This is a genomic window from Stenotrophomonas sp. Steno-C18, assembly GCF_056393195.1.
In genome coordinates this window covers 54,496-73,875 of the sequence record NZ_JBWJOX010000001.1, presented here as the reverse complement: position 1 = coordinate 73,875, position 19,380 = coordinate 54,496, and the positions used below count along the sequence as shown (strand labels likewise).

The window sequence follows — 19,380 nt, the reverse complement described above, 5'->3', positions numbered from 1 at the left end:
TCAATCGCGGATCGGCAGGGTCACGTGGCTGTCGCCGTGCCACTGGATGACCAGCGGCTCGCCGGCGTCGGCCAGGGTCTCGTCGGCGGGTTCCTTGCCGCTGCCGAGGTTGAGCTGCACGTTGGGTTGCTTGAGCACGCCGACGGTGACCACGATGCGGCTGCCGGCGGGCAGGCGGCTGCCGAGCAGGCGGGTGTCATGGATCCGCACGTGGCTGCGTTGGCCGGGCTGCAGCAGGTGGCGTTGGCTGCGGTCATCGGCCTGGCTCAGGCGCTGCAGCGCATAGGCCAGGTCGAAGTACTGGCCTGCAGGCCCCTGCGCGTAGATGCCGATGCTGAGGTCGGCGTCGGCCTTGTTGAGGGTGAAGTACAGGTCGGCGCTGAACGGTCCAGCCAATTCCAGGTCGTGCGTGAGCACGTCGCTGCGGAATATCAACCCGGCGTGCGGGTCCAGCGTGGGGTTCAACACGTTCGGCGAAGGCTGCCAGTCGGCGTCGCTGCGGTCGCTGAAGTCCACGCGCTGGATCGCCGGTGGGCCGTTGGACGGTGCCGCATCGAGCCGGTGCGCGGCATTGGCGCCGGCGTGCAGATAGTAGCGCTGGCTGCGCGTGGCCATGGCTTCCAGCGTGTCGGCATGCCGCCAGGTGTCGGCGCCCATGACCTGCCAGTTGACGCGCCCGGCGAGCGGGGCGGGCGTGGGCGCGCCCTTGAAGACGTGGTCGAACCAGGCCAGCCGCATTGCCTGCAGGTCGATGCGGGCGCCGGGGTCGGGCGTGTAGCCCTGCACCACCGGCGGCAGCCCGGTCTGCATGGTGAAGTGTTCGTAGGGGCCGATCAGCAGGGTATGGTCGGCGTTCGGGCGGTGCTGCAGGTGGTTGCGGAAGTAGTGCAGGACGCCGATCTGCGCACCATCGAAGTAGCCGGTGGTAGCCAGGACCGGGATGTCGATGTCGGCGAACGCACTGCCCTGCGGAATCATCGCGCGCCACCAGGCGTCGTAGCGCGGGTGCTGCAGCCAGCGGCTGAACACCGGGTTGGCCGTGCCATCGATGGCGGGCCGGTCGCGGTAGCGGCCACCGCCGCGGTAGGCCTGCTGGTCGAGCCGCTGCCAACGGGCGCTGTCGCCGTAGCTGGCATCGTCCAGGCTGCGATTGCTGGCCGTATAGAACGGCCAGGCGTACATGAAGTTGAGGAAGACGCCGCCTTCCATCGGGACATCGATGCCGGGTGCGGTCGTGGCCGAGGTGGCGATGGCCTTCAGCGCGGCCGGGCGTTGCTTGAGCGCGGCCCATTGGGTGAAGCCGCTGTAGCTGCCGCCATACATGCCGACCCTGCCATCGCTCCAGCGTTGCGCGGCGATCCAGTCGATCACCGCCGCCGCGTCGCCGCCATCGTGCTCGAACGGCACGATCGCATCCGGGCTGCGGCCCTTGCCGCGGCTGTACGCCACGACCGACGCATAGCCGTGGGCGGCCATCTTGCGGGCGTCGTCCCAGGCCCAATCGTCGTTGGCGTAGACGGTGAAGGTGAGCAGTGCGGGCAGGGGAGTGGCGGCGTGGCGCGGCAGCACCAGCAGCGCGGACACGCGGGCGCCGTCCGGGGTGGCGATCAACAGGTCGCGCTCGACCTGGTAACGGCGTGCGTCGTCGGCGGCCTGTGCCGCGGCGAACAGGGGCTGGAAGGCGGCGTAGCTGTCGTGGACCTGCCAGGCACGCACCAGTTCGATGGCCTGGTCCAGGGGGAGGCTGCGTTTGCCACGTGCGTGTTCGATGCGCTGGTCCAGGTCCTGGCGCATGCGCGGCAGGTAACCGCCGAAGGCAACGCCGGCCTGCTGCGCGCTGCGGTCGTCGAGCTCGGCGAAGCGGGCGGCGAAGGCCTGTGGCCATGCCTGCGCGAACGCTTGCCGATACTCGGTCTGCGCCTGCCGCGCACGCGCATGGATCTCGTACTGCAGGAACAACGGCGGCTGGTTGGGTGGGTCGTTGCGCAGGCGGCGCAGCGCCTGGATGCTGGTGATGGCGTCGGCATACCTGCCGGCGGCCAACTGCAGGCGGAACACCGTGCCCAGCCGCTGCTGCGCATCGGGCGTGTCGTAGCGCGCCAATGCCTGCCGGGCCAGGGCCGGTACGGTCGTATCGAGGCGCTGCTCCCAGCCGGCCGGCAGCACAATGTCGTCGTTGGCCGCGTAGGCCGAAGCCGCGAACAGCATCAACAGCAACGTGAGCAGGCTGCGCATGGTGTTTACCCGACGAAGGTGCTGCTTGATAGCACATCGACGGACGGCGCGCCCGAGCGGCGTTGCGCCCGAAAACAGATGCCCCCTCCCGTGGACGGGAGGGGGCATGGTTTCCATCGCTACGGAAGTGAAGGTGTGGCGATCAGCCGAGGATGCCCGGCAGGTCCAGGCCCTTCTCGCGGGCGCAGTCCAGCGCGATGTCGTAGCCGGCATCGGCATGGCGCATGACGCCGGTACCGGGGTCGTTCCACAGCACGCGGGCGATGCGCTGGTCAGCGGCCTCGCTGCCGTCACAGACGATGACCACGCCGGAGTGCTGCGAGTAGCCCATGCCCACGCCACCGCCGTGGTGCAGGCTCACCCAGGTGGCGCCGCCGGCGACGTTGAGCATGGCGTTGAGCAGCGGCCAATCCGAGACCGCATCCGAACCGTCCTTCATCGACTCGGTCTCGCGGTTGGGCGAGGCGACGCTGCCCGAATCCAGGTGATCGCGGCCGATCACTACCGGTGCCTTCAGCTCGCCATTGCGGACCATCTCGTTGAAGGCCAGGCCCAGCTTGTGACGCAGGCCCAGGCCGACCCAGCAGATGCGCGCCGGCAGGCCCTGGAAGCTGATGCGCTCGCGGGCCATGTCCAGCCAGCGGTGCAGGTGCGGGTCATCGGCGATGATCTCCTTCACCTTGGCATCGGTCTTGTAGATGTCCTCCGGGTCGCCGCTCAGTGCCACCCAGCGGAACGGGCCAACGCCACGGCAGAACAGCGGGCGCACGTAGGCCGGCACGAAGCCCGGGAAGTCGAACGCATTCTTCAAACCTTCATCGAAGGCCATCTGACGGATGTTGTTGCCGTAGTCGACGGTCGGGATGCCGGCTGCATGGAAGGCCAGCATCGCCTCCACGTGCACGCGCATGGCGGCCTTGGCGGCGTCGCGTACCTTCTCCGGGTTGGCCTGCTGCTCGGCCAGCCATTGCTCCACGCTCCAGCCGATCGGCAGGTAGCCGTGCACCGGGTCATGCGCGCTGGTCTGGTCGGTGACGCAATCCGGGCGCACGCCACGGCGCACCAGCTCCGGCAGGATCTCGGCGGCATTGCCGAGCAGGGCAATCGACTTGGCATCGCCGGCAGCCGTGTATTTGGCGATGCGCGCCAGCGCGTCGTCGATGTCGGTGGCCTGCTCGTCGACGTAACGGGTGCGCAGGCGGAAGTCGATGCTGCTCTGGCGGCATTCGATGGTCAGGCTGCTGGCGCCGGCCAGCGATGCGGCCAGCGGCTGCGCGCCGCCCATGCCGCCGAGGCCGGCGGTGAGGATCCACTTGCCGGCCAGGCTGCCACCGTAATGCTGGCGGCCCATCTCCACGAAGGTCTCGTAGGTACCCTGCACGATGCCCTGGCTGCCGATGTAGATCCAGCTGCCGGCGGTCATCTGGCCGTACATCATCAAGCCCTTCTTATCGAGCTCGTTGAAGTGCTCCCAGTTGGCCCAGTGCGGCACCAGGTTGGAGTTGGCGATCAGCACGCGCGGTGCATCCGGGTGCGTGGGGAATACGCCGACCGGCTTGCCCGACTGCACCAGCAGGGTCTGGTTGTCGTCCAGGCGCTGGAGCGTTTCCAGGATCTTGTCGTAGCTCTCCCAGTCGCGCGCGGCGCGGCCGATGCCGCCGTACACCACCAGCGAGGTCGGGTCTTCGGCCACTTCGGCGTCGAGGTTGTTCTGCAGCATGCGGAACGGGGCCTCGGTCTGCCAGGACTTGCAGTTGAGCGTGTTGCCGCGCGGCGCGCGCGGGCTGCGGGAAGGATCGTGACGGGTCATGCGTTTCTCCGGGAAGCAAAATCGAGGCAGGCGCGAAGGATCTGTTTCAGGGTGTCGCGTACCGGTGCGGCGTGGTCGGGGTCGTACGGGGTCGGCCAGCTGTGCTCATCGACATCGGCCGGCGCGGGCTCGTGCATGTAGCCACGGCAGCCCAGCTCCATCTGCAGGGTATGCACGCCGCCGGCGGTGTCGCTGTAGTGGCGGGTGATCCAGCCGCCCTTGAAGCGGCCGTTGCGGACGTGGCCCAGGCCGCTGATCGCGCACAGGTTCTCGACCACGTCGGTGAGCGCGTTGTCGCAGGACGTGTCCGGCGCACCGCTGGGGCCGGCGCTGCCGATGTTGAATTGCGGCAGTTCGCCGTCGAACAGGTGCGGGATCAGCGAGCGGATCGAGTGTGCGTCGTAGACGACCACGGTGCCGTGGATGGCGCGCAGTCGGGTGATCTCGGCGCGCAGCGCGGCGTGGTACGGGTCGAACCAGGTCTGGCGGCGGCGCTGGATCTCCGCCTCGTCCGGTGCATGGCCGTCGCGGTACAGCGGCTGGTTGTCGAAGGTGGTGGTCGGGCACAGGCCGGTGGTGTTCTGGCCCGGGTACAGCGAGGCGCCGGAGGGGTCGCGGTTGACGTCGATCACCGAGCGGGAGACCGCGGTGCGCACCGTGGTGGCGCCCAGCTCCCTGGCGAAGGCGTACAGCTCGTGCACCCACCAGTCGGCGTCGCGGCGGGCCAGCCATGGCGATACGAAGTGGCCGACCAGCGCGTCGGGCAGTTCGGTGCCGGTATGCGGGAAGCTGACGATCAACGGGGCATCGCCGCGGTGAATCTGCAGCCAGTCAGGCGAGTGGGTCATGGAGGACTCCAGAGGGCAGGGCAGAACGATGAAGCGTGTGGGAATGCGTTATCCCTTCTCCCGCGTGCGAGGAAAGAGGCCCGAAGGGCAGATGAGGGGAGCTTTTTGCAGTGAAGCTGAAAAGCGCCCTCATCCGGCGCTGCGCGCCACCTTCTCCCGCTTGCGGGAGAAGGGAAGGGTTTGCTGCGAGCGCTGGCCGCACGGCTATGTCATACACTGCGCGGAAAGCCGATGCCGTCTCTTCTCCCGCCTGCGGGAGAAGATGCCCGAAGGGCAGATGAGGGCAGCGCTTTGCACTGAAGCGAAAGCGCATAGAACCCCCCATGTGAACCCAATGCCGCATGACGTCAGGTCAGTTGCCAGCCACATCCACGCCCGGCAACTGCACGCCCAGGCCCGCCAGCAGCGCGCCGCTGCGCACCAACTCGGTGGCGGCGACCATGTCCGGGTGGAAGTAGCGGTCGTCCTGCAGCGTCGGCACCTGCGCACGCAGCACCGCACGCACGCCTTCCAGTGCATCGCTCGAACGCAGCGGCGCATGGAAGTCGCAACCCTGGCCGGCGGCCAGCAGCTCGATGCCGATCACGTTGGCGGCGTTCTCGGCCATCGCGATCAGGCGGCGTGCACCATGCGCGGCCATTGATACGTGGTCTTCCTGGTTGGCCGAGGTTGGAATCGAATCCACGCTGGCCGGGTAGGCGCGCTGCTTGTTCTCCGACACCAATGCCGCGGCAGTCACCTGCGGGATCATGAAGCCCGAGTTCAGGCCCGGCTTCGGGGTCAGGAACGCCGGCAGGCCACTCAACGCCGGGTCCACCAGCATCGCGGTGCGGCGCTCGCTGATCGAGCCGATCTCGCAGATCGCCATGGCCAGCATGTCGGCGGCAAAGGCCACCGGCTCGGCGTGGAAGTTGCCGCCGCTCAACGCCTCACCGGTATCGGTGAACACCAGCGGGTTGTCGGACACGCCATTGGCTTCGATTTCCAGCGTGGTCGCGGCCTGGCGGATCACGTCCAGTGCCGCGCCCATCACCTGCGGCTGGCAGCGCAGGCAGTACGGGTCCTGCACGCGCACGTCGTTGTCACGGTGCGATTCGCGGATGGCCGAGCCCTGCATCAGCTGGCCCAGCACAGCGGCGGTGGCGATCTGCCCGCGCTGGCCGCGGATGCGGTGGATGCGGGGGTCGAACGGGGTATCCGAACCCTTGGCCGCTTCCACCGACAGCGCACCGGTGACCAGCGCGCTCTGGAACACGACTTCGATCTCGAACAGGCCGGCCAGCGCATATGCGGTGGAGTACTGGGTGCCGTTGAGCAGGGCCAGGCCTTCCTTCGCGCCCAACACCAGCGGTGCCAGGCCGGCCTGCTGCAGCGCCTGTTCGGCCGGCATGCGCACGCCACCGACGAAGGCTTCGCCCACGCCGATCATCACGCTGGCCAGGTGCGACAGCGGTGCCAGGTCGCCCGAGGCACCGACCGAACCCTGGCTCGGCACCACCGGCACCACATCCTTCTGCAGCATGGCTTCCAGCAGCGCCAGCGTTTCCGGGCGGATGCCCGAGGCACCCTGCGCCAGGCTGGTCAGCTTGAGCGCCATCATCAGCCGCACCACGTTGACCGGCATCGGCTCACCCACGCCGGCGGCGTGCGAGAGCACGATGTTGCGCTGCAGGGTTTCCAGGTCCTCGCGCTCGATGCGCACGCTGGCCAGTTTGCCGAAACCGGTGTTGATGCCGTACACCGGCGCGCCCCTGGCGACGATGTCGGCCACGACCTGCGCGCTGCGCTGCACGGCGGCCTGCGCCGAGGCGTCCAGCTGCACGTTGGCGCCGCGGTAGATCTGCCGCCACTGCGCGAGCGGGACGTGGCCGGGAAGAAGGGTCAGGGTGGTGCTCATGAATGCTCCAAACGTGCGTTGTAGTGCGTGGTGTCAGGCGGCCTGCCCGCGCCAGATGCGGGCATGCAAGGGGTTGAAGCCGATGCGGTAGACCAGGTCGGCGGGTGCCTCGATGTCCCAGATGGCCAGGTCGCAGTCCATGCCGGCGACCAGCCTGCCGAGGCGATCGCTGCGGCCCAGCGCGCGGGCGGCTTCGCGGGTGAAGCCGGCGATGCATTCGTCCACGGTTAGGCGGAACAGGGTCGCGCCCATGTTCATGGTCAGCAGCGGGCTGGTCAGCGGCGAGGTGCCGGGGTTGCTGTCGGTGGCCAGGGCCAGCGGCACGCCGGCGTCGCGCAGTTTCTGGATCGGCGGCAGCACGGTTTCGCGGGTGAAGTAGAACGCGCCCGGCAACAGCACGGCGACGGTACCGGCCGTGCGCATGGCGGCGATGCCGGCATCGTCGAGGTGTTCGATATGGTCGGCGGACAGCGCACCGTGGCGGGCGGCCAGTTCGGCGCCATGCTGGTTGGACAGCTGCTCGGCGTGGATCTTGATCGCCAGCCCGTGCGCGCGTGCGGCCTCGAACACCTGCTGCGCCTGTGCCGTGGAGAAGGCGATGTTCTCGCAGAAGATGTCCACGGCCTCGGCCAGGCCTTCGGCGGCGATGGCCGGGATCATCACTGCACTGACGTCGTTGATGTAGGCCTGTGCCTCGTGGCCGGGCGGCACCGCATGCGCGCCGAGGAAGGTCGGCACCACTTCCACCTTGCGCAGCCTGCCCAGTTCGGCGGCCACGCGCAGTTGCTTGCGCTCGTCGGGCAGGCTCAAGCCGTAGCCGGACTTGATCTCGATCGTAGTCACGCCTTCGGCCAGCATCGCGTCCAGTCGGGGCAGGGAGGCGGCGATCAGCCCGGCATCGTCGGCGGCGCGGGTGGCGCGCACGGTGGAGACGATGCCGCCGCCGGCCCGGGCGATGTCGGCGTAGCTCACGCCCTGCAGGCGCTGCTCGAACTCGCCGGCGCGGTTGCCGGCGTAGACCAGGTGGGTGTGGCAGTCGATCAGCCCGGGGCTGATCCAGCGGCCGCCGCAATCGATGCGCTCGGCCGGTATGAATGCCGGGGCGGTGTTGGCCGGGCCGGCGTATACGATGCGACCTTCGGTGGCGGCGATCATGCCGTCACGGACCACGCCCAGGCCGCCGCTGGCATCGTCCAGGGTCATCAGGTTGGCGTTCTGCCAGAGCGTGTCGCAGCGCATGGGCACTCATCCCGGTGAATTTGTATATACAATAACGACCGAAAACGGAGAGTGTCCAGTGATCACCCCATCCTCATCGCAACCGGTTCATTTCCATGCCCAGCAGGCCTTGTTGGCCGATGGCTGGGCGCATGACGTGCGCATCGAAAGCCAGGCCGGGCGCATCACTTCCGTGACGGCAGGCGTGCCGGCGCAGGACGGGGACCGGCGGCTGGGCACGGTCGTGGCCGGGCTCGGCAACCTGCACAGCCATGCGTTCCAGCGCGCGATGGCCGGCCTGACCGAAGTGGGCGGGCGCTCGGGCGACAGCTTCTGGAGCTGGCGCGAGCTGATGTACCGCTTCCTCGACCGGCTCGACCCGGACGACTTCCAGGCCATCGCCGCGCAGGCTTACATGGAGATGCTGGAAAGCGGCTTCACCCGCGTCGGCGAGTTCCACTACCTGCACCACGCCCAGGATGGCAGCGGCTATGCCGATCCGGCGGAAATGTCCGCGCGCGTGGCCGCCGCCGCTGCCGAGACCGGGCTGGGCCTGACCCTGCTGCCGGTTTTCTATGCGCACAGCGATTTCGGCGGGGTGGCGCCGACGCCGGGCCAGCGTCGCTTCCTGCACGACGTGGATGGCTTCGCGCGCTTGCTGGAAGGCTGTCAGCGCGCCCTGTCCGGCACGCCCGATGCCGTACTCGGGCTGGCCCCGCACAGCCTGCGCGCCAGCACCCCGCAGGAACTGCAGGCATTGGCGGCGATGGGGCAGGGTCCGATCCACATCCATATCGCCGAGCAGACCCGCGAGGTCGACGCCTGCCTGGCATGGAGCGGCCAGCGCCCGGTGGAGTGGTTGTACGACCACGTCGCGGTCGATCCGCGCTGGTGCCTGGTGCATGCCACCCACGTCACCGCGCGGGAAGTGCAGCAGATCGCCGACAGCGGAGCGGTAGTGGGGCTGTGCCCGATCACCGAGGCCAACCTGGGCGACGGCCTGTTCCCGATGCGCGACTTCGTGCAGGCCGGCGGCCGGTTCGGGGTGGGCTCGGATTCGAACGTGTTGATCGATGCAGCCGAGGAACTGCGTCTGCTCGAGTACGGCCAGCGCCTGGCGTTGCGGGGGCGCAACGTGTTGTCGCCGGGCGTGTTCTCCACCGGGCGCTGGTTGTACCAGCAGGCCGGTGAGGGCGCGGCGCAGGTGCTGGGCGTGGCCAGCGGGTTGCAGGCGGGCGCGCCGGCCGACCTGCTCGAACTGGATCCGGAACACCCGGCACTGCAGGGTCGACAGGGGGATGCCTTGCTTGACAGTTGGCTGTTCGCCGCACGTAATGGCGCCCTCCGCAGCGTCTGGCGCAACGGTCGCGAGTTGGTACGGGCAGGACGCCATGTGAATCGCGACGCGATCACGCTGCGCTACCGCGCCGCCCTCGGCCGGATACTGGCCTGACGACACGGTGTTGCCCATTTCAGGAATCGCGAGTGAAGAGCAAGAAGGCTCCCACCCTCAACCAACGCATCCGCAGTGACATCGAAAGCCGCATCCTCAGCGGCGAGTGGGAGCCGGGCTACCGCATTCCCTTCGAACATGAGTTGATGGAGCAGTACGGGTGTTCCCGGATGACGGTGAACAAGGTGCTGACCACGTTGGCCGAGAGCGGCATGATCGAGCGCCGCCGCCGCGCCGGTTCGTTCGTGGCGCGCCAGCCGCCGCACCTGGAACACGTGGCGCTGGAGATCCCGGACATCGCGGTGTCGGTCATCCAGCGCGGTCATGCCTATGGCTTCCAGTTGCTGGAGCACGCCCATCGCAAGGCCCGCGCAGGACAGGTCGAGGAGTTGGCGCTGGTCGGTACCGGCAAGCTGCTGGCGATGCGCTGCCTGCACCTGGCCGACGGCAAGCCACTGGCGCTGGAGCGGCGCCTGATCAATCCCGAGGCCGTCCCCGAAACGCTGGAAGTGGACTTCTCGGTACAGCCGCCGGGCAGCTGGCTGCTGCAGAACGTGTCCTGGACGCGTGGTGAGCATCGCATCAGCGCGGTGGCCGCCACCGCCGAGGAAGCCGCCCTGCTGCAGGTGCCGGCCGGTACCGCCTGCCTGACCATCGACCGCCAGACCTGGCGCGGCGAACAGCCCATCACCTGGGTGCGACAGAAGTTCCTGGGCGATGCCTACGACCTGATCGCCCGCTTCGCGCCCGGCAACCGGTAGGGGCGGCTTCGGCCGCGGAACCGCGACGCTCAGCGCGCTGGCGAATGCCTGCCATCGCCGTTGATCCCGCTCGGGAGGGGTGTCCCCGCCGCGCGGCCAGGGCCGCGCCTACGGCTCAGAACGTGCGGCACTGCCGCCAGCGCACCGGCTCATCGACGCCGGGACGCGGGTTGAGCTGCACGCGGGTGGTACGCAGCGCCGGGAAACGTTCCAGCTCGGCGCAGATCAATGGCCAGATCGCCGCATCCTCGCCACTGCGTTCCACTGCAAGGGTGCTGCGTGTCTGCCAGATGCCGCTGACCACGCCCGGGGTGCGCGCCAATGCCTTGGACACCGACTGCTGGTAACGCAGCAGCGTCTGCGGGTCGGGATCGGCGACCAGGTCGCCGGGGTTGGCACTGGCCACCGGAGTGGCTGCGGCAGCGGGCGTTGCGGCATCCGGCGCCGCGGCTTCGGCACCGTTGCCGGTCGGCTTCGGGTGTCCTTCGCGTGCCGCCGCCGACGCTGCCGGTGCGCTGCGCGGCATGGCCGCCCCGCTGGCGCCTTCGTCGCGAAGTGTGAGGTAGCCCATGCTGACCAGCAGGCCCAGGGTGACGGCGGCGAGCCCGGCAATGCCGGTGTGGCGCACGGCCTCGCGGCGCGCGAAGCCGGTGACCGTTTCGCGAACTTCGTCCGGCACGTAGGGCTTGAGGAACTGCCACAGGTCGCGCCCGTCGATCACCTCGATGGATTGCCGCCCGGCCTCGGTCACGCCCTCGCGGTCCACCTGGCCTTCGGTCAGCAGCAGGCCGCCGACCGCACCGGTCAGGCGCATCGCCGCGCCCAGTTCGTGCACGGCCGAGGCATCAAACCGATACGCGCGTCCGTGCTTGCACGACACCAGCCAGCGCTCGCCGTCCCGCTGCAGCAGGAAGTCGCTGCTGGTGCCGCGTTCGCTGTCATCGCTGGCATTGAGGGCAACCAGGCCACGGCGCTCGGCCATCGCCGAACGGACGATCTGCGAGAACTCGCGCCAGCGCATGCCGGCCAGCGCGGCCAGGCCATGCTTCATCTCGGTTTCCCGGCGCTTGACCAACCACAGCCAGGCGGCCGCAAGGCTCCAGATCAACAGCGCGAGCACCAGGGCCAGGATCCAGGAAAACATCGATTTACCCGAGGGAACGGAAGACAGGGGGCCTCAGTCTAGCTTCCTTCATGACCGTAAGAAGGGCCAATTTCAGCTTTTGCGAAAGCCGTCAGGGCGCTGCCGGGGACGCTGCCCGCGCGCGTGCTCAACCCGGCCAGTAGCGGCTGTCCGGCACCGTTCTTGCGCCGAAGATGGCCTGCCCGACGCGGACCACCGTGGCGCCTTCCTCGATGGCGATCTCGAAGTCACCGGACATGCCCATCGACAGTTCGTCCAGCGTGATATCGGCAGGCGCTTGCTGGCGCAGGCGGTCGCGGAGCTGGCGCAGTTCGATGAAGCAGCGGCGTACCCGCTCGGCCTCGGCCGAGAACAGCGCCAGGGTCATCAGGCCACGCACGCGCAGGCTGCCAAATTGCGGCAGGGCCTGGAGGAAGGCCGGGACATCGGCCGGTGCCAGGCCGAACTTGCTGTCCTCGCCGGAGGTGTTGACCTGCACGTAGACATCCAGCGAACGGCCTTCCAGCTGCAGGCGACGGTCCAGGGTCTCGGCCAGGCGCAGGCTGTCCAAGGCCTGGAACTCGCTGGCGAAGCGCGCCACCAGCTTGGCCTTGTTGGTCTGCAGGTGGCCGATCACCGACCACTGCAGGTCGTGCAGGTCCTGCATCGCCTCCCACTTGTGGTGGGCTTCCTGCACCTTGTTCTCACCCAGCAGGCGGCAGCCGGCCTGGTAGGCCAGGCGGATGTGGGCCTCGTCGATGGTCTTGCTGACCGGCAACAGCCGCACGCTGCCGCGGTCGCGGCCGGCGCGCGCGCAGGCGGCATCGATCCGGGTCTGGATGGCCTCCAGGTTGTGGCGGAAGTCCTCTACGGTTTCGGCGCGCGGGTAGCGGCCATGCTGGTCGTGGCGGGTGGGGGTGTCGGACAGCGGGGTCTGCATGGCGGCTCTCATGGCGCGATCGGCCGGGCCGACCATTGTCGCCTTTACCGTCCCGCGGGGCATCTTTCCCGGAGCGCAGGCATGAAAAACCCGCCATCCGGAGCCGTGAGGGGAGGGAGACAAACGGCGCGGTACTGCTGGCGGGTCAATGGATTCTTGCGCAACTTTTGCTGCTATGCAACATCAATCTTCATGCGGAGGCGAAGCGGCGTGCGCGGCGCGCGATTCGGCCTTGGTCAGGCGCCGGTTGAGCGCGTCCAGGCGCTCGTTCAGCGCCTCGATGTCCGAGCGGCTGGGGATGTCCATCCGGCGCAGCACCCGGTGCACACGGTCCTCGAAGTTCTTCTCCACCCGGTCCCAGGTGCCGGCGGCGCGCTCGCGCGCCTGGCCCAGGGTGTTCTCCACGGTGTCGCGCAGGCTTTCGCCGCGCGTGGACTCCTCGCGGCTGCGCTCTTCGGCGGCCTCGCCTTCCTTGACCAGTGAATCGAACAGGCGGCTGCCTTCGTTCTGTGCCCGGGCCAATGCGCCCAGCCCGGCCAGCCAGACCTGCTGGGCCGATTCGGTCATCCTGCGGCCGATGCGCTCGGCCTGGTGCTGCAGGCCGGGGCTGCTGCCGCCGTCGTCACCGGGACGACGTTCATATGCGCTCATGACGGTGCTCCTGTAGGGACGAAACCTTGGGCAACACCGTAACGAGTGGGATGCGTGCTTGGCGTGATGGAGGCTCAGCCGAGCTTTTCGGCCAGCACGCGCTGGATTTCCGATTCCACCATGCCCTTCATCGCGGACAACAGGAAGCCCAGTTCAGCCTTGACCCGCACCGCGCCGGGCAGCAGTTCGATGCCGCCTTCCACGCCGGAACGGGCGAAGTGCAGCACCTGGCCTTCCCAGCGCGTGGTGACGTCGAAGCGCTCCTGCAGCTTCTGCGCCACTTCGGCGATGGCGGAGCGGGCGTTGTCTTCGGACAGGCTGTGGGCGTGGCGGATGTCGATGGTGGACATGAAGCGTTCCTGCGATACGGCGTCGGGTTGAAGGGAGGGCATTGTAGGACCTGCGTGGCCTGCTCCGGGCGTCGTGGCACCTTCTGCGCGGCAGGCCGACCTGCTAGTCTGCCGCGGTGCCTATCCTGCAAGTCCATTTCAGCAACCGCCAGCAGCCCGACCAGCCCTTGAGTCCGGGCGTCCAGCGCATCGTGCGCCATGCATCCGGGCAGGTCCGGCTGGGCGATGACAGCGTCGGTCCGATGTTGCTGGCGCAGTTCTGCGTGGACCAGCGCGGCGTCTGGCTGCAGGTCGCCAATGGCGTCCGCGGAATCCACGTCAACGGCCGCCCGGTGCGCCGGATGGCGCAGCTGCGCGCCGGTGATTCGGTCTACGCCGACGGGGCGGAGATGCTGCTGCGCGGCCAATGCGAGCCGGCCGGGCAGGTGCCCGAGGCCGTCGCCGAGCCGGGTGATGACCAGCGCGTGCTGCTGCGCGGCGTCGGTGGCCGCCACCATGGCCGCAGTTTCACCCTGGATCGGTCCCGTGGCATCGGCAGCGAAGCCACCAATGACATCGTCATCGACGACCCTACCTTCACCGCACGCCATGCCCGCTTCGAGCGCCACGACGACAAGGTGCTGCTGCGCGACCTCGGTTCGGCCGACGGGGCGCTGGTCAATGGTGTGGCGGTACGCAACTGCTGGCTGCAGGCCGGTGACCAGGTCGTGTTCGACGGCGGGCACCGCTTCGTGCTGGAAATGCCGCTGAACCCCGCAAGCCTGGCGGCGGTGCTTGCGGTCGAAGAGGAAGCGCCGGCCGAACCGGCCGAAGCGGCCGCCACCGCCGCGCCGCGGCGTCCGCGGCGCTGGCCCTGGTTGCTGCTCAGCGCCCTGTTGCTGGGCGCGGCGATCAGCGCCCTGCTGCTGTACGGCGCCCGCTGAGCCCACGCGCCGGCCGCGCCCTGGCCGGCTTGGCGGCGATCCAATTGGGTGCAGATGCAACTTTTTCTGCGTCCCCAAAGGCTGTTGCGCTGCGGCATACTAGGGGTTCTGCCCAACAGGTGTGTCATGACGCGCGCATTCAATTTCAGTGCCGGCCCTGCAACGCTGCCGGAGCAAGTCCTCCGCCAGGCGCAGGAGGAAATGTTGGAATGGAATGGCGTAGGCGCATCCATCGTCGAGATCAGCCACCGCAGCGCGGACTTCATGGCCGTGGCGGCGCAGGCCGAAGCCGACCTGCGCACGCTGGTCGGCATCCCCGATGACTATGCCGTGCTGTTCCTCGGCGGTGGCGCCACCACCCAGCAGGCGCTGTTGCCGCTGAACTTCGCCAGCCCGGGCCAGCGTGCCGACTACGTGGTCACCGGCCATTGGGGCAAGACCGCGGTCAAGCAGGCCAAGCCCTATGTCGATGCGCACGTGGCCGCCAGCGGCGAAGCCGGCGGCTTCCACGACATCCCGCCGGTGGCGCAGTGGCAGTTGTCGCCCGACGCGGCCTACGTGCACATCACCGCCAACGAAACCATCCATGGCGTCGAGTTCCGCGACGTGCCGGACGTGGGCGAGGTGCCGCTGATCGCCGATTTCAGTTCCTCGATCGCCTCCGAGCCGATCGACGTCTCGCGTTACGGCGTGATCTACGCCGGTGCGCAGAAGAACCTCGGCCCGGTCGGCATCGCGGTGGTGATCATCCGCCGCGACCTGCTCGAACGCGCCGGCCAGCCGCGCGCGGACATCTTCGACTACCGCTCGCACGTGGCGCGCGATTCCATGCTCAACACCCCGCCGACCTGGAACTGGTACCTGGCCGGGCTGATGTTCAAGTGGATGCTGGCCCAGGGCGGCGTGGAGGCCTTCGCCCGCCTCAGCCAGGCCAAGTCGGCCGCGATCTACGACGCCATCGACGGCTCCGGCGGCTTCTACCGCAACGAAGTGGTGCCGGCGGTGCGCTCGCGCATGAACATCCCGTTCTTCCTGCCCAGCGAAGAACTCGATGCGCGCTTCGTGAGCGAGTCCAAGGCCGCCGGCCTGCTGGCCCTGAAGGGCCACAAGGCGGTCGGTGGCATCCGCGCCTCGATCTACAACGCCATGCCGCTGGAGGGCGCGCAGGCGCTGGCCGCGTTCATGCGTGATTTCCAGCAGCGCAACGGCTGAGCCCCCAACAACGCCGTGCGCCGTGCGCCGGCCCGCAACAGGTAAATGATTGATGGCAAGCAAGCCGCCCAAGACCCCCGCCAAGGCCAAGCCGGCCATCGCGAAGAAGGCCGCCAAGCCGGCCGAGAAGAAGCCCGCCGCCGGTGCCATCGCCAAGCCGGTGCTGGCCGATGTGCGCGCCAAGATCGACCACATCGACCGCAGCATCCAGGCGTTGATCGCCGAGCGTGCCGAGTTCGCCCACCAGGTCGGCAAGGCCAAGGGCAAGCTCGCCGCCGCCGTGGACTACTACCGTCCCGAGCGCGAGGCGCAGGTGCTGCGCATGGTGGTGGACCGCAACGAAGGCCCGCTCAGCGATGAAGTGCTGGTGCACGTGTTCCGCGAGATCATGTCCGCCTGCCTGGCCCAGCAGGAGCCGCTGAAGATCGGCTACCTCGGCCCGGAAGGCACCTTCAGCCAGCAGGCCGTGCTCAAGCATTTCGGCCGCTCGGCGATGGGCCTGCCGATGGCCAGCATCGAGGAAGTGTTCCAGGAAGTGGAAGCCGGCAACGCCGACTTCGGCGTGGTGCCGGTGGAGAATTCCGGGCAGGGCACCATCCAGATCACGCTGGACATGTTCCTGACCTCCAACCTCAAGATCTGCGGTGAGGTGGAACTGCGCGTGCAGCAGTTCCTGATGTCGCGCAGCGGTCGGCTCGAGGACATCGAGCGCATCTACGCGCACCCGCAGTCGTTCATGCAGACCTCGTCCTGGCTGCGTGCCAACCTGCCCAAGGCCGAGAAGATCCCGGTATCGAGCAATGCCGAAGGCGCACGCCGCGCCCGCAATGCCGATGACGCGGCCGCCATTGGCGGCGAGAGCGCCGGCCACGTCTACGGCCTGAAGAAGGTGGTGACCAAGCCGATCCAGAATGACGCGGACAACACCACGCGCTTTTTGGTGATCGGTCGCCAGCTGTTCCCGTCCTCCGGCCATGACCGCACCTCGGTGCTGGTGTTCATCCACGACAAGCCCGGTGCGCTGTTCGACGTGCTCAGCCCGTTCGCGCGCCATGGCATCAGCATGAACCGCATCGAGTCGCGGCCGTCGCACCAGGCCAAGTGGGAGTACGGTTTCTTCATCGACCTGGCCGGTCACATCGAGGATGAATCGATGCAGGCCGCGCTGGCCGAACTCAAGGCCCATTCGGCGCAGATCAAGGTACTCGGTTCCTATCCGGTCGCCGTGCCCTGATCGCGTCCCGGACGCAGACCTGTCCCTTCCCCCAGGCGGGGGAAGGTGCCCGAAGGGCGGGTGGGGCAGTTCCAGCCCGTGACCGTTGATCCGCCTTCAGTCCCCCGCTTCCCGCATGGCGCCGGGAAGAAAAGAACGTTTAGAGAGCCCGCATGAGTTCCCAGCCTTACTGGATTGCACGCAAAGGATCGGCCCTGCAGGGCACCTTGATCATTCCCGGCGACAAGTCGGTCTCGCACCGCTCGGTGATGTTCGCCGCGCTGGCCGATGGCGTCTCGCACATCGACGGCTTCCTGGAAGGCGAGGACACCCGCGCCACGGCGGCCATCTTCGCCGAAATGGGCGTGCGCTTTGAAACCCCGTCACCGTCACAGCGCATCGTGCACGGCGTGGGCGTGGACGGCCTGAAGGCCCCGCAGCGTGAACTGGACTGCGGCAATGCCGGCACCGGCATGCGCCTGCTCGCCGGCCTGTTGGCCGCGCAGCCGTTCGACAGCACTCTGGTGGGCGACGAATCGCTGACCAAGCGCCCGATGCGCCGGGTGACCGTGCCGCTGGCGCAGATGGGCGCCCGCATCGACACCCAGGACGACGGCACCCCGCCGTTGCATATCCACGGTGGCCAGACGCTGCAGGGCATCCATTACGAACTGCCGGTGGCCAGTGCCCAGGTCAAGTCGGCGCTGCTGCTGGCTGGCCTGTACGCGCAGGGCGAAACCACTGTGGTCGAGCCGCACCCCACCCGCGACTACACCGAGCGCATGTTGCGTGCGTTCGGCGTGGAGATCGACTTCGAACCGGGCAAGGCACGCCTGCGTGGTGGCCAGCGCCTGCGCGCGACCGATATCGCGGTGCCGGCGGACTTCTCCTCGGCGGCGTTCTTCATCGTGGCGGCCAGCATCATCCCGGGTTCGGAAGTGCGCCTGCGTTCGGTGGGGTTGAACCCGCGCCGGACCGGCCTGTTGACCGCGTTGCGCCTGATGGGCGCGGACATCACCGAGGAAAACCACGCCGAGCACGGTGGCGAAGCCGTGGCGGATCTGGTCGTGCGTCATGCGCCGCTGAAGGGCGCGCAGATTCCCGAAGCCGTGGTGCCGGACATGATCGATGAGTTCCCGGCGCTGTTCGTCGCCGCGGCGGCGGCAGAAGGACAGACCGTGGTGACCGGCGCGGCCGAGCTGCGGGTCAAGGAATCCGACCGCCTGGCGGCGATGGCCACCGGCCTGCGCACCTTGGGCCTGCGCGTGGACGAAACCGATGACGGCGCGACCATCCACGGTGGCGTGCTGGGCAGTGGCACCATCGAAAGCCATGGCGACCATCGCATCTCGATGGCATTCGCCATCGCCGGTCAGCTGAGCACCGGCGAGGTGCGCATCAATGACGTGGCCAACGTGGCGACGTCGTTCCCGGGCTTCGACCAGTTGGCCAGCGGTGCTGGCTTCGGACTCAGCGCCCGGTCCTGAACTCCACCGGCACCTGCACGACGCTGGCGATGGCCTTGCCATCGCGCAGGGCAGGGTGGAAGCGCCATTGCAGCAGGGCTTCGATGGCGGCCTGGTCCAGCCGCACGTCCTGCTGGCCCTGGTGCGAAACGATGACGGCATCGGTCACCCGGCCGCTGCTGTCGATCTGCAGGCGTGCGATCACGTCGCCTTCGATGCCCGCGTCAAGCACGTCGGCCGGATAGCGCGGCATCGGGTTGCCGACGATCGGTTCGGCGTCCATGTCGATCACCGCCGGTGCGGGTTGCGGCTTGGCTGCCAGGGGCGGGCTGGCCGCCGGCATGGCCGGAGGCGTGGCTTCGGTCAATACGGCCGGATGCGTTGCCTGCCACCCCATCAGCAGCAGCAACGCCAGCATCCCGGCCGCCAGCAACGCCCACAGCCAACCGGCCACGGCATGGATGCCGCGGCCGGTGGTGTCTGCACTGGTTTGGTCATGCGGGATGCTGGACATCGACGGGGCGTCTCGGTAGTGACTCGACGCCGCCAGTCTGGTCCGCCGGCGGTGAGCCGGGCCTAAACCCATCGCCCTGGCGCGGGCGATGGTTCAGCTTACTGAGCCGGTTTGAAATCGAACGGGATATCCAGGCTGGCCTGCATCGGTTGGCCATTGCTCAGCGCCGGCTGGAATCGCCAGCCACGCACGGCATCCAGCGCCGCACGGTCGAGGTCACGCGAGCCACTGCGCTGGATGACGCGTGCATCCAGTGCGGTGCCATCCACGCCGACCACGACCTGCACCACCACCGTGCCGCTGTCGCCACGGCGCAGGGCGGCTGGCGGGTACTCGGGCGGACGCTGGCCGGGCAGGGGGCTGGGACGGTCGGTGGGGGTTGCCGCGACCGGCGCCGGCGCGTCACCGGCCGGGCTTTGCGTGGGCGCGGTTTCGGCGATTGGTTGCGGCGGCGGGGCGGGCGGTGCCTCGACCAGCTCGGGTTTCTCCTCGACCGGCGCCGGGCGGGCCTCGGGCATGTCGGCCGCACCCGCACCGGCGGGCAACGGGGCCGGCAGCGGGGCCAGTTCGGCCACGGCGGTCTGCGGCTGGGCCGGGTCGGCGCGGTAGAAGTCGTTGTTGCGACGCGCGTTGAGCCAGACCACGACAAACAGCAGCAGGCCCACGGCAAAGGCGATGCCAGCGATCTTCAGGCTGCTGCGTGGCAGATGGAAGGTGATGTTCTGGTCGGAGCGGGAAGAAGAGGCGGGCATGGGCTTGACCGGAT

The 19,380-nt window shown here is 68.6% G+C and carries 17 protein-coding genes; 6 read left to right on the top strand and 11 right to left on the bottom strand.

Going from position 1 to position 19,380, the window contains the following annotated elements; all coding sequences use genetic code 11:
• From AC06FE_RS00335 to hutI, 5 genes are all read right to left on the bottom strand, one after another.
• Complete coding sequence (locus tag AC06FE_RS00335) at positions 1 to 2,235, bottom strand: CocE/NonD family hydrolase (protein ID WP_478071935.1); 2,235 nt, start codon at positions 2,233 to 2,235, stop codon at positions 1 to 3.
• A 142-nt stretch (positions 2,236 to 2,377) separates the two neighbouring features.
• Positions 2,378 to 4,045, bottom strand: a complete 1,668-nt coding sequence (hutU, locus tag AC06FE_RS00330) for a urocanate hydratase (RefSeq protein WP_478071934.1) — start codon at positions 4,043 to 4,045, stop codon at positions 2,378 to 2,380.
• Entirely contained in the window at positions 4,042 to 4,893 is an 852-nt protein-coding gene (gene hutG / locus AC06FE_RS00325) for an N-formylglutamate deformylase (protein ID WP_132864155.1), read from the bottom strand. The genes hutU and hutG overlap by 4 nt, the downstream gene beginning before the upstream one ends.
• 352 nt (positions 4,894 to 5,245) lie before the next feature.
• Positions 5,246 to 6,790, bottom strand: a complete 1,545-nt coding sequence (hutH, locus tag AC06FE_RS00320) for a histidine ammonia-lyase (protein WP_478071933.1) — start codon at positions 6,788 to 6,790, stop codon at positions 5,246 to 5,248.
• A 33-nt stretch (positions 6,791 to 6,823) separates the two neighbouring features.
• Positions 6,824 to 8,029 carry an imidazolonepropionase gene (hutI, locus tag AC06FE_RS00315; protein ID WP_478071932.1) on the bottom strand — a complete coding sequence of 402 codons (1,206 nt, stop codon included), beginning with the start codon at positions 8,027 to 8,029 and terminating at the stop codon, positions 6,824 to 6,826.
• Between the two features lie 61 nt (positions 8,030 to 8,090).
• Between hutI and AC06FE_RS00310 the strand changes: the two genes are divergently transcribed.
• Positions 8,091 to 9,461 carry a formimidoylglutamate deiminase gene (locus AC06FE_RS00310; RefSeq protein WP_478072353.1) on the top strand — a complete coding sequence of 457 codons (1,371 nt, stop codon included), beginning with the start codon at positions 8,091 to 8,093 and terminating at the stop codon, positions 9,459 to 9,461.
• A 32-nt stretch (positions 9,462 to 9,493) separates the two neighbouring features.
• A complete protein-coding gene (gene hutC, locus AC06FE_RS00305; protein WP_478071931.1) occupies positions 9,494 to 10,222 on the top strand; it encodes a histidine utilization repressor in 729 nt (242 codons plus the stop codon).
• Positions 10,223 to 10,337: 115 nt separating this feature from the next.
• On the opposite strand, the gene AC06FE_RS00300 is transcribed toward hutC, so the two are convergent.
• The 4 genes from AC06FE_RS00300 to AC06FE_RS00285 all read right to left on the bottom strand — a co-directional run bounded on the left by AC06FE_RS00300 (position 10,338) and on the right by AC06FE_RS00285 (position 13,286).
• Positions 10,338 to 11,366, bottom strand: a complete 1,029-nt coding sequence (locus AC06FE_RS00300) for a restriction endonuclease (protein ID WP_478071930.1) — start codon at positions 11,364 to 11,366, stop codon at positions 10,338 to 10,340.
• 127 nt (positions 11,367 to 11,493) lie between these two features.
• Complete coding sequence (locus AC06FE_RS00295) at positions 11,494 to 12,285, bottom strand: YggS family pyridoxal phosphate-dependent enzyme (RefSeq protein WP_478071929.1); 792 nt, start codon at positions 12,283 to 12,285, stop codon at positions 11,494 to 11,496.
• 183 nt (positions 12,286 to 12,468) lie between these two features.
• Positions 12,469 to 12,936 (bottom strand): phasin family protein, encoded by a 468-nt coding sequence (locus AC06FE_RS00290; protein ID WP_132864148.1) that lies wholly within the window; start codon positions 12,934 to 12,936, stop codon positions 12,469 to 12,471.
• Between the two features lie 74 nt (positions 12,937 to 13,010).
• Positions 13,011 to 13,286, bottom strand: coding sequence for a polyhydroxyalkanoic acid system family protein (locus AC06FE_RS00285; RefSeq protein ID WP_132864147.1), 276 nt, complete (start codon positions 13,284 to 13,286; stop codon positions 13,011 to 13,013).
• 116 nt (positions 13,287 to 13,402) lie between these two features.
• On the opposite strand from AC06FE_RS00285, the gene AC06FE_RS00280 reads away from it, so the two are divergent.
• The 4 genes from AC06FE_RS00280 (at position 13,403) to aroA (ending at position 18,121) form a co-directional block, all read left to right on the top strand.
• A complete protein-coding gene (locus AC06FE_RS00280; RefSeq protein WP_132864146.1) occupies positions 13,403 to 14,209 on the top strand; it encodes an FHA domain-containing protein in 807 nt (268 codons plus the stop codon).
• Positions 14,210 to 14,335: 126 nt separating this feature from the next.
• Positions 14,336 to 15,421: a 3-phosphoserine/phosphohydroxythreonine transaminase gene (gene serC / locus AC06FE_RS00275; protein WP_478071928.1), complete on the top strand. Its 1,086-nt coding sequence runs from the start codon at positions 14,336 to 14,338 to the stop codon at positions 15,419 to 15,421.
• A gap of 52 nt (positions 15,422 to 15,473) precedes the next feature.
• A complete protein-coding gene (pheA, locus tag AC06FE_RS00270) occupies positions 15,474 to 16,655 on the top strand; it encodes a prephenate dehydratase (RefSeq protein WP_192288461.1) in 1,182 nt (393 codons plus the stop codon).
• Between the two features lie 152 nt (positions 16,656 to 16,807).
• Complete coding sequence (gene aroA, locus AC06FE_RS00265; protein WP_478071927.1) at positions 16,808 to 18,121, top strand: 3-phosphoshikimate 1-carboxyvinyltransferase; 1,314 nt, start codon at positions 16,808 to 16,810, stop codon at positions 18,119 to 18,121.
• On the opposite strand, the gene AC06FE_RS00260 is transcribed toward aroA, so the two are convergent.
• Entirely contained in the window at positions 18,105 to 18,614 is a 510-nt protein-coding gene (locus tag AC06FE_RS00260; protein ID WP_478071926.1) for an energy transducer TonB, read from the bottom strand. The genes aroA and AC06FE_RS00260 overlap by 17 nt on opposite strands.
• A gap of 98 nt (positions 18,615 to 18,712) precedes the next feature.
• Complete coding sequence (locus tag AC06FE_RS00255; RefSeq protein ID WP_192288463.1) at positions 18,713 to 19,366, bottom strand: energy transducer TonB; 654 nt, start codon at positions 19,364 to 19,366, stop codon at positions 18,713 to 18,715.
• Between the last annotated feature and the right edge of the window lie 14 nt (positions 19,367 to 19,380).